At 61.6% G+C, this 5,987-nt stretch carries 8 protein-coding genes; 5 read left to right on the forward strand and 3 right to left on the reverse strand.

Going from position 1 to position 5,987, the window contains the following annotated elements; translation table 11 throughout:
* Positions 1 to 284: 284 nt before the first annotated feature.
* The 3 genes from I6F33_RS37470 to I6F33_RS37480 all read right to left on the reverse strand — a co-directional run bounded on the left by I6F33_RS37470 (position 285) and on the right by I6F33_RS37480 (position 2,917).
* Positions 285 to 1,364, reverse strand: coding sequence for a bifunctional DNA primase/polymerase (locus I6F33_RS37470; protein ID WP_346656713.1), 1,080 nt, complete (start codon positions 1,362 to 1,364; stop codon positions 285 to 287).
* A gap of 90 nt (positions 1,365 to 1,454) precedes the next feature.
* The gene (locus tag I6F33_RS37475) at positions 1,455 to 1,658 is read right to left on the reverse strand and encodes a hypothetical protein (protein ID WP_225143873.1); all 204 of its coding nucleotides are present in this window, start codon (positions 1,656 to 1,658) and stop codon (positions 1,455 to 1,457) included.
* 383 nt (positions 1,659 to 2,041) lie between these two features.
* Positions 2,042 to 2,917 carry a hypothetical protein gene (locus I6F33_RS37480; protein WP_225143875.1) on the reverse strand — a complete coding sequence of 292 codons (876 nt, stop codon included), beginning with the start codon at positions 2,915 to 2,917 and terminating at the stop codon, positions 2,042 to 2,044.
* Between the two features lie 76 nt (positions 2,918 to 2,993).
* Here I6F33_RS37480 and I6F33_RS37490 point away from each other — a divergent pair, with 76 nt between their 5' ends.
* The 5 genes from I6F33_RS37490 to I6F33_RS37510 all read left to right on the forward strand — a co-directional run bounded on the left by I6F33_RS37490 (position 2,994) and on the right by I6F33_RS37510 (position 5,773).
* Positions 2,994 to 3,212 carry a hypothetical protein gene (locus I6F33_RS37490; protein ID WP_225143876.1) on the forward strand — a complete coding sequence of 73 codons (219 nt, stop codon included), beginning with the start codon at positions 2,994 to 2,996 and terminating at the stop codon, positions 3,210 to 3,212.
* Between the two features lie 61 nt (positions 3,213 to 3,273).
* Complete coding sequence (tnpB, locus tag I6F33_RS37495) at positions 3,274 to 3,543, forward strand: IS66 family insertion sequence element accessory protein TnpB (RefSeq protein WP_225143878.1); 270 nt, start codon at positions 3,274 to 3,276, stop codon at positions 3,541 to 3,543.
* A gap of 50 nt (positions 3,544 to 3,593) precedes the next feature.
* On the forward strand, positions 3,594 to 5,153 hold the full coding sequence (locus tag I6F33_RS37500) for an IS66 family transposase (RefSeq protein ID WP_225143880.1): 1,560 nt from the start codon (positions 3,594 to 3,596) through the stop codon (positions 5,151 to 5,153).
* A gap of 29 nt (positions 5,154 to 5,182) precedes the next feature.
* Positions 5,183 to 5,332: a hypothetical protein gene (locus I6F33_RS37505; RefSeq protein ID WP_225143882.1), complete on the forward strand. Its 150-nt coding sequence runs from the start codon at positions 5,183 to 5,185 to the stop codon at positions 5,330 to 5,332.
* 96 nt (positions 5,333 to 5,428) lie between these two features.
* Positions 5,429 to 5,773 carry a UPF0149 family protein gene (locus tag I6F33_RS37510; RefSeq protein ID WP_346656714.1) on the forward strand — a complete coding sequence of 115 codons (345 nt, stop codon included), beginning with the start codon at positions 5,429 to 5,431 and terminating at the stop codon, positions 5,771 to 5,773.
* The last annotated feature ends 214 nt before the right edge of the window (positions 5,774 to 5,987 follow it).

The following is a 5,987-nucleotide window of genomic DNA, read 5'->3' on the forward strand; positions in this document are numbered from 1 at the left end:
GCTCCGCGACAATCAGAGTTCAAAAAACTCTTGCGCGCGACAATTAACGCGGCAATCATCACCTCGCCGCGACACCGACTCGCCATCCTGATTGTCGTGCGCTTCCCACCCAGATTGTCGCGCTATAGCCGCATCACGACGACGGGCCGGATTGGCGCTCAGCCAATCTATTGCACGCTTACGGCTGATTGGCGTCACGATTTCAGGCACTCCCGGCTCCCACGTCTCTTCGACCAAATAGACTCGCCCGCCCGACCAACCGATTTGTTCGGCCTAGAAGGTTCTTAGTGTTGTTTGAGAGTGTAGGGGCGACGGCGCGTGCGGGAGGCCCATCTATATTGGTCCCAAAGCCGTTGAGCTATGCTCTGGTGCGTGAAGACGCGTTCCCCGCTCTCTTCGATCACCAGCTCGCGAGTAAGCCACTCTAAACGCAGCTCGGCCTCCAACGGGCATTTGCCGTCGCAGATAGCCGCCGCGACGACTTCAATCTGTTCTTCGATAAGATCCCGGAGGACTTGGATGCGGGGTAATGCGTCCATTGTGCTGCTCTCCGGCTGAGAAAAATGGCGGGCCACTTTACGCTCTAAGTTCCGGCTGGCACCTACCAGAATTGGTCGGCCGCCGAAGGGCTCCGCCTTCTCCGCTGCGAGCCTCTCTTGCCAAGCGTCCCATTGCTTCTCCGTGCCGCCGTTTGCGAAATACGCCTCGTGGTCATCGACCGCGTCCTCATCAGAGACAGCGCCCAACGACTCACCGCTTATCGCATCCCGCACGAATTGAGGGATGGCGGGCAACGTGCGCGCCTTATACGCCTTGGTCAGTGCAGCCGTGTCAGAACGCTTGCCGTATGTCTTCCCGTCGTGAATACGCGTCACGCCCGGCGCCACAACGTACCCGCCAACTCCCTTAACGTCGGTCTCGCAGTCCCGCTTCAGCTTACCGGCGCTGCACCCTAGCCTGTCGGGATTAGAGAAATAGAGATGCCGCCCGCCGCGTTGGGTCCGCACGGCGACGGTTTTCTTGGGCAACTCACCGTTTCGTTCGACGAATAAGTCGAACAGCCTCACTCCATCGCGATGCTCGCCATTGCGCTCTTTCAGGTCGTTGTCTACCACTACAAGGCCGCTCGGCCCGCAAGCGATGGCCGGGAGGACATCAGGCTTCTCGCTCATCAAGCGCCGTACCGGCGCCCGGTTAGTTGTCGCACCGATAGCGAACGGCTCAAATCCGTGTTTGTCAAAGAACGCGCGACGCTTCGCTTCCCGCTCTTCCGCGGGAATTTGTGTGTCGAACTGACCGTGCGCGAGCGTCAACGGGACCTTGCTCTCCCCGTCGACAAAAAGGATCGCAATGCCTGCGTTCACAAGCTCAATCGCGATGCTCCTATTGTCGCTACGCGCCCGTCTACTCGCGCCCACTCGCGTTTCCAGTCGCGCACTTCCGCGTCGAGCGGTTTAGTCATTGCTGTAAGCCCTTCCGGTAATCGTTAGCTGGGCAGAAACCTCATTGTCGAGCTGTTCGACATCCCGCATTCTCTGGTCCACCGCCGCCTTGACATCTTCATACGAAAAGCCGTAACCGGCGGCCTCTATCTCAACCTTCAGGTCGTTCTTCGTGTCCTGATACTCTGCCTTCTGATCGGCAAAGATCTGCTCCACGTTAAACAGTCTCTCGATATAGCGCTTCAGCGCCTCGCGACTCGCGATATGTGCGTTCGCCTTCTTACTTTTTTCTGATTCCTCGAATATTAATTCGACCTCAGAGGGGGCCTTCCTGATTCGAGAATCGCCAGCACTACCTTCCCGTGCTGGTCAATAAATAGCTTCCCGTCGCTACCCTGAATCGCGGGCGCGATCAGCGTTCGTCCGATATGGTCAACCCCCTTGAAGTGGGCGGTGGCTGTGCCGGATCGCGTGTGCGTCATGATTGCTAGTCCTCTTGGGGTTTACGCTGCGGCCTTGGTGGCAGCGCGTTTGTGGCTATGGGTAGCGTGCGCCGTGGCCGCACGCTTTGCGGTTTTCGTTTTGGTCGGTAAAACGATCTAATTGATCAGCTTTGTTAGCTCGGCCTTCGACTGGCCGACGCGCCCATCCAGTTCATCAGCTCTGGCCGAAACCAGTAGAGCAACAAGACGCTGAGCCTGATTGGGGTCGAGTCTGCCGAGCAGATCGCGGTTCGCCTCATCATTACGGCCCAACTCGTCGAGTGCCCTCAAAACGCCGCGCGCAAGCGGTCGAATACGCCTGGACTTCGCTTCGGCATTGGCATCGTTGATACCCGCGTCAATGAATCGATTCTCAATTGCGTGCAGTAGTGCATGCTGGGCATCTGACTTCAGTGCGGCGATAGCGTGAGCGGAGGTTGCGCCGTCGAACAGCGATCCCACCTCAATTTCTCGGAGGTCCGGTTTGGTTCGGCCGCGACGCTGCTTTGTGCTGAGCCACTGACCGACCTCACGCTGAGCGGCTTGCAGCTCTGCTCGACCTCGGGCGATCAACACACGGGCCTGCTCGACGCTCACACCTGCGGCCTTAGCGATCTGATCGCGCGCATCGGTGAAGCCTAATGATCTCAAGCTAGCATCTGCCCAAGCAGCCAGGATCGGCCGCTCAAGCTTCGAGGCTCGCTGCAAGCGCTTCAGACACTCGCGCGCGATATGCTCACGAGTCGCCGCTGTGGCTCTGGACTGCAAAGCGGCCTCGATCAACCGCCGACGAGCGCGAAGCTCCGAAAGTTGTAAACGGTGGACGTGCCTCTCGGGGCCGAACAATTCCACATCGTCACCATCGAACGCACTGCGTGCGTCGACGATGGATGTGAGCTTCGACTCGCCTAGTTCGTTTGGAAGCGGGGCGAACGGCACCTCTTTTTGTACGTGAGGGGAGGGTGCGAACATCTCCGAGGTTGCGCGGCGCAATGGCGTTTCGCGGGGGCTGCTTACGGTGTGGCGACGCCAAGTTGCGGCGGCGGTGGTTGGCAAGGCGTCGAACTTCGTGCCAATCCAAATTGGTGCCGAGAGCGGTAGCGGGACAGCCGGCGAGCCCGAGCGTATTTCGCGGCTACAGACGAAGCCTTTGGAGATCGCCGCGCTGCCGGCCAAGGTTTGCGGGGTTGTCGAGATCGAGGTGAACGGGGCGCGCATCCGGGTCGAGCCCGGCGTGGAGCTGGCGACGCTGTCGACCGTGCTGGCGGCGCTTCGGGGCATCCGGTGATTGCGCTACGCTCTGACCTCAAAGTGGTGCTGGCGACACAGCCGGTCGATTTCGCAAGTCGGTGCATACGCTGTCCGCACTGGTGAGCGAAGCGCTGCGTGCGAACCCGTATTGTGGCGACGTCTTCGTGTTCCGCAGAAAACGCATGGACAGAGTGAAGCTTCTGGCGTGGGACGGCAGCGGCATGGTGCTGGTGACGAAGTGGTTGCACCAGGGGCACTTCACCTGGCCGCCGATCCGCGACGGCGTGGTGCATCTCAGTGCGACGCAGCTCGCGATGCGGACGCGCGTCTCACCCAAGCCTGTGAAGCAGCCGGCCGTTTTCGGCTGAGAGGAGAGGATTTCGCTGGAGCCTGTGGCGCGCGGATGTATGGTCCGTTCATGGCGATTCGCCCGGACGTTCTCCCGACTGATCCAGCCGCTCTAACCGAGATGGTGCTGGCGCTTGACGCCGAGAACGAGAAGCTGCGTGTTGCGATGCAGACGCTCAAGGAGATGATCTTCGGGAAGCGCTCGGAACGGCTTGCCACGCTCGTGGCCGAGCAACTTGCGCTTGAGCTTGACGATCTTGAGACAAGTGTCACGCCGCTTGCAGCTGCCAACGACGATGTGCCTGCGGCGAAGCCGGCCGATAAGCCGCGCAAGAAGGCGCGCCGCAACATCGGCGCGTTGCCCAAGCCTCTGCCGCGCTGTGAGCAGGTCCTGGAGCCGGAGGTGACGGCCTGCCCGTGCTGCCAGGGCCAGCTTCACAAGATCGGCGAGGACGTCAGCGAGGTGTTGGACGTGATCCCGGCGATCCTGCGCGTGCTGCGCACGATCCGTCCCACATACGGCTGCCGCGGCTGCACTGATGGCGTGGTCCAGGCGAAAGTGCTGCCGCGCCTGATTGAAGGCGGCATGGCGTCGACGGCCCTCGTGATCCACGTGGTGGTCTCGAAGTTCGCCTGGTATTTGCCGCTTTACCGGCAGGTTCAGGTCCTCGCCGGCCAGGGCATCCATCTTGACCGCGCGACACTCGCCGGTTGGGTCAAACGCGCCGCGTGGTGGCTCAGGAGCCTTTATGAGCTGCAGCTGCGGATGATTCAGGCCGCGCCGCGCGTGTTCTGCGACGAGACGCCGATGCCGGTGCTCGATCCCGGACGACATCGCTCCCGCATCTGCCAGTTCTGGGCGCATGCTATGGATGACCAGCCATGGGGTGGCCCCTCGCCGCCGGCGGTTGCCTACGTATTCGCCGACGGCCGTGGCACCGAGGAGATCGCCGGACAGTTGACGGGCTTTTCCGGCATTCTGCAGGTGGACGGTTATGCCGTCTGCAAGGCGCTGGCCCGCGGTCATGGCGGCGCGATCCAGCTCGCCTTTTGTCTCGCCCATGCCCGATGCAAATTCGTCGAGGTGTACAAGACCACGCAGTCGCCATTCGCGCGCGAGGTGATTGAACGGCTGCAGGCGGTCTATGCGACCGAGGCAGTGATCCGCGGCAGTAGTGCGGAGCAGCGGCTGGCCGCCCGCCGCACCAGGAGCGCGCCGTTGATGGCGGCGCTCAATGCGCGACTGACCGAGATCGTCGGCCAGCTGTTCTCCCAATCGAAGCTGACAGAGGCGATCAACTATGCGCTCAATCACTGGGACGGACTGACGCTGTTTCTCCGCGACGGCCGCGTCGAGGTCGACTCCAACACAGTCGAGCGTTCCATGCGCCCGATTGCCATGGGAAGACGCAACTCCTTGTTCAGCGGCAGCGAAGGCGGCGCCGAGAGCTGGGCCATCCTGGCGTCGATCGTGAACACCGCAAAGCTCCATGAGCTCGATCCGCAGGCCTATCTGACCGACGTGCTGGAGCGCATCGTCTCCGGGCGAACCAAGAGCCATCAACTGCACGAGCTGCTCGCCTGGCACTGGAAGGCGGCGCGCCAGCGCACCGCACAGGCCGCTGCGTGAGCCCACGTCGCCATAAAGCATCGTCATCGATGGCCGCCGCCGCGATGCCACTTGCGGAACTCGAGCGATGGCTGCAGGCTCGAGTCGATCAGCATCCTGCCGCCACCAATCTCCCCATGCTCGACGGCTACGTCGCCGCAATCGTGGCCGGACCGGTGTCGATGAGCCCACTCGACTGAATCTGCCCGCTGCTTGCCATTGATGCCGATGCCTTCAACCACGGCGGCACCCCGGAGTTTGCAGCCTTATCGGCCGTCGCGCTGTGCCACAACGACATCAGCAACACCCTCTCGACCGCACCCGACAGGTTCGCGCCGATGTACCGGCGCAAACCCAGTGGAGACGTCGATCCGCGACCATGGTGCCAAGGCTTCTATGCCGCGATGCGGCTCAAGCTATCGGCGTGGGCGCCGTTGCTGGACGCCAGCAACGTCAATCACGGCCTACTTCTGCCCATCCTGCTGCACTGTCGCGACGATCAGGGCCGTCCGCTGCTTGGACCACCACGAAGCGGCCGCGAGACCAAGAACTTTCTGCGTAACGCCCACGCCGATATTCCGGCGGCGGTCGAGGCCTTGCGGCAATACTGGATGCCGATCCGCTACGCCCGCGCTCGCTGATCACCGCGGACGTGGGAACTCATCCGGTTACGTTAGAGTCCCGTTGGGTATTGCAGCCAGGCCGAACTTTGGACCATTCAGAACTAGCATTACAGTTGCATCTTCCTGAAGGTTCTGAATCCATGGGCGACCATGATTCGGGATCTGATGATTGGTGGCGCGTCAGTTGAAGATACGCTGACGCTGTGGGCTTCGGCGTTGCGAGATATCAAGC

It is taken from the genome of Bradyrhizobium sp. BRP20, from assembly GCF_020194215.1.
GTDB lineage: Bacteria > Pseudomonadota > Alphaproteobacteria > Rhizobiales > Xanthobacteraceae > Bradyrhizobium > Bradyrhizobium yuanmingense.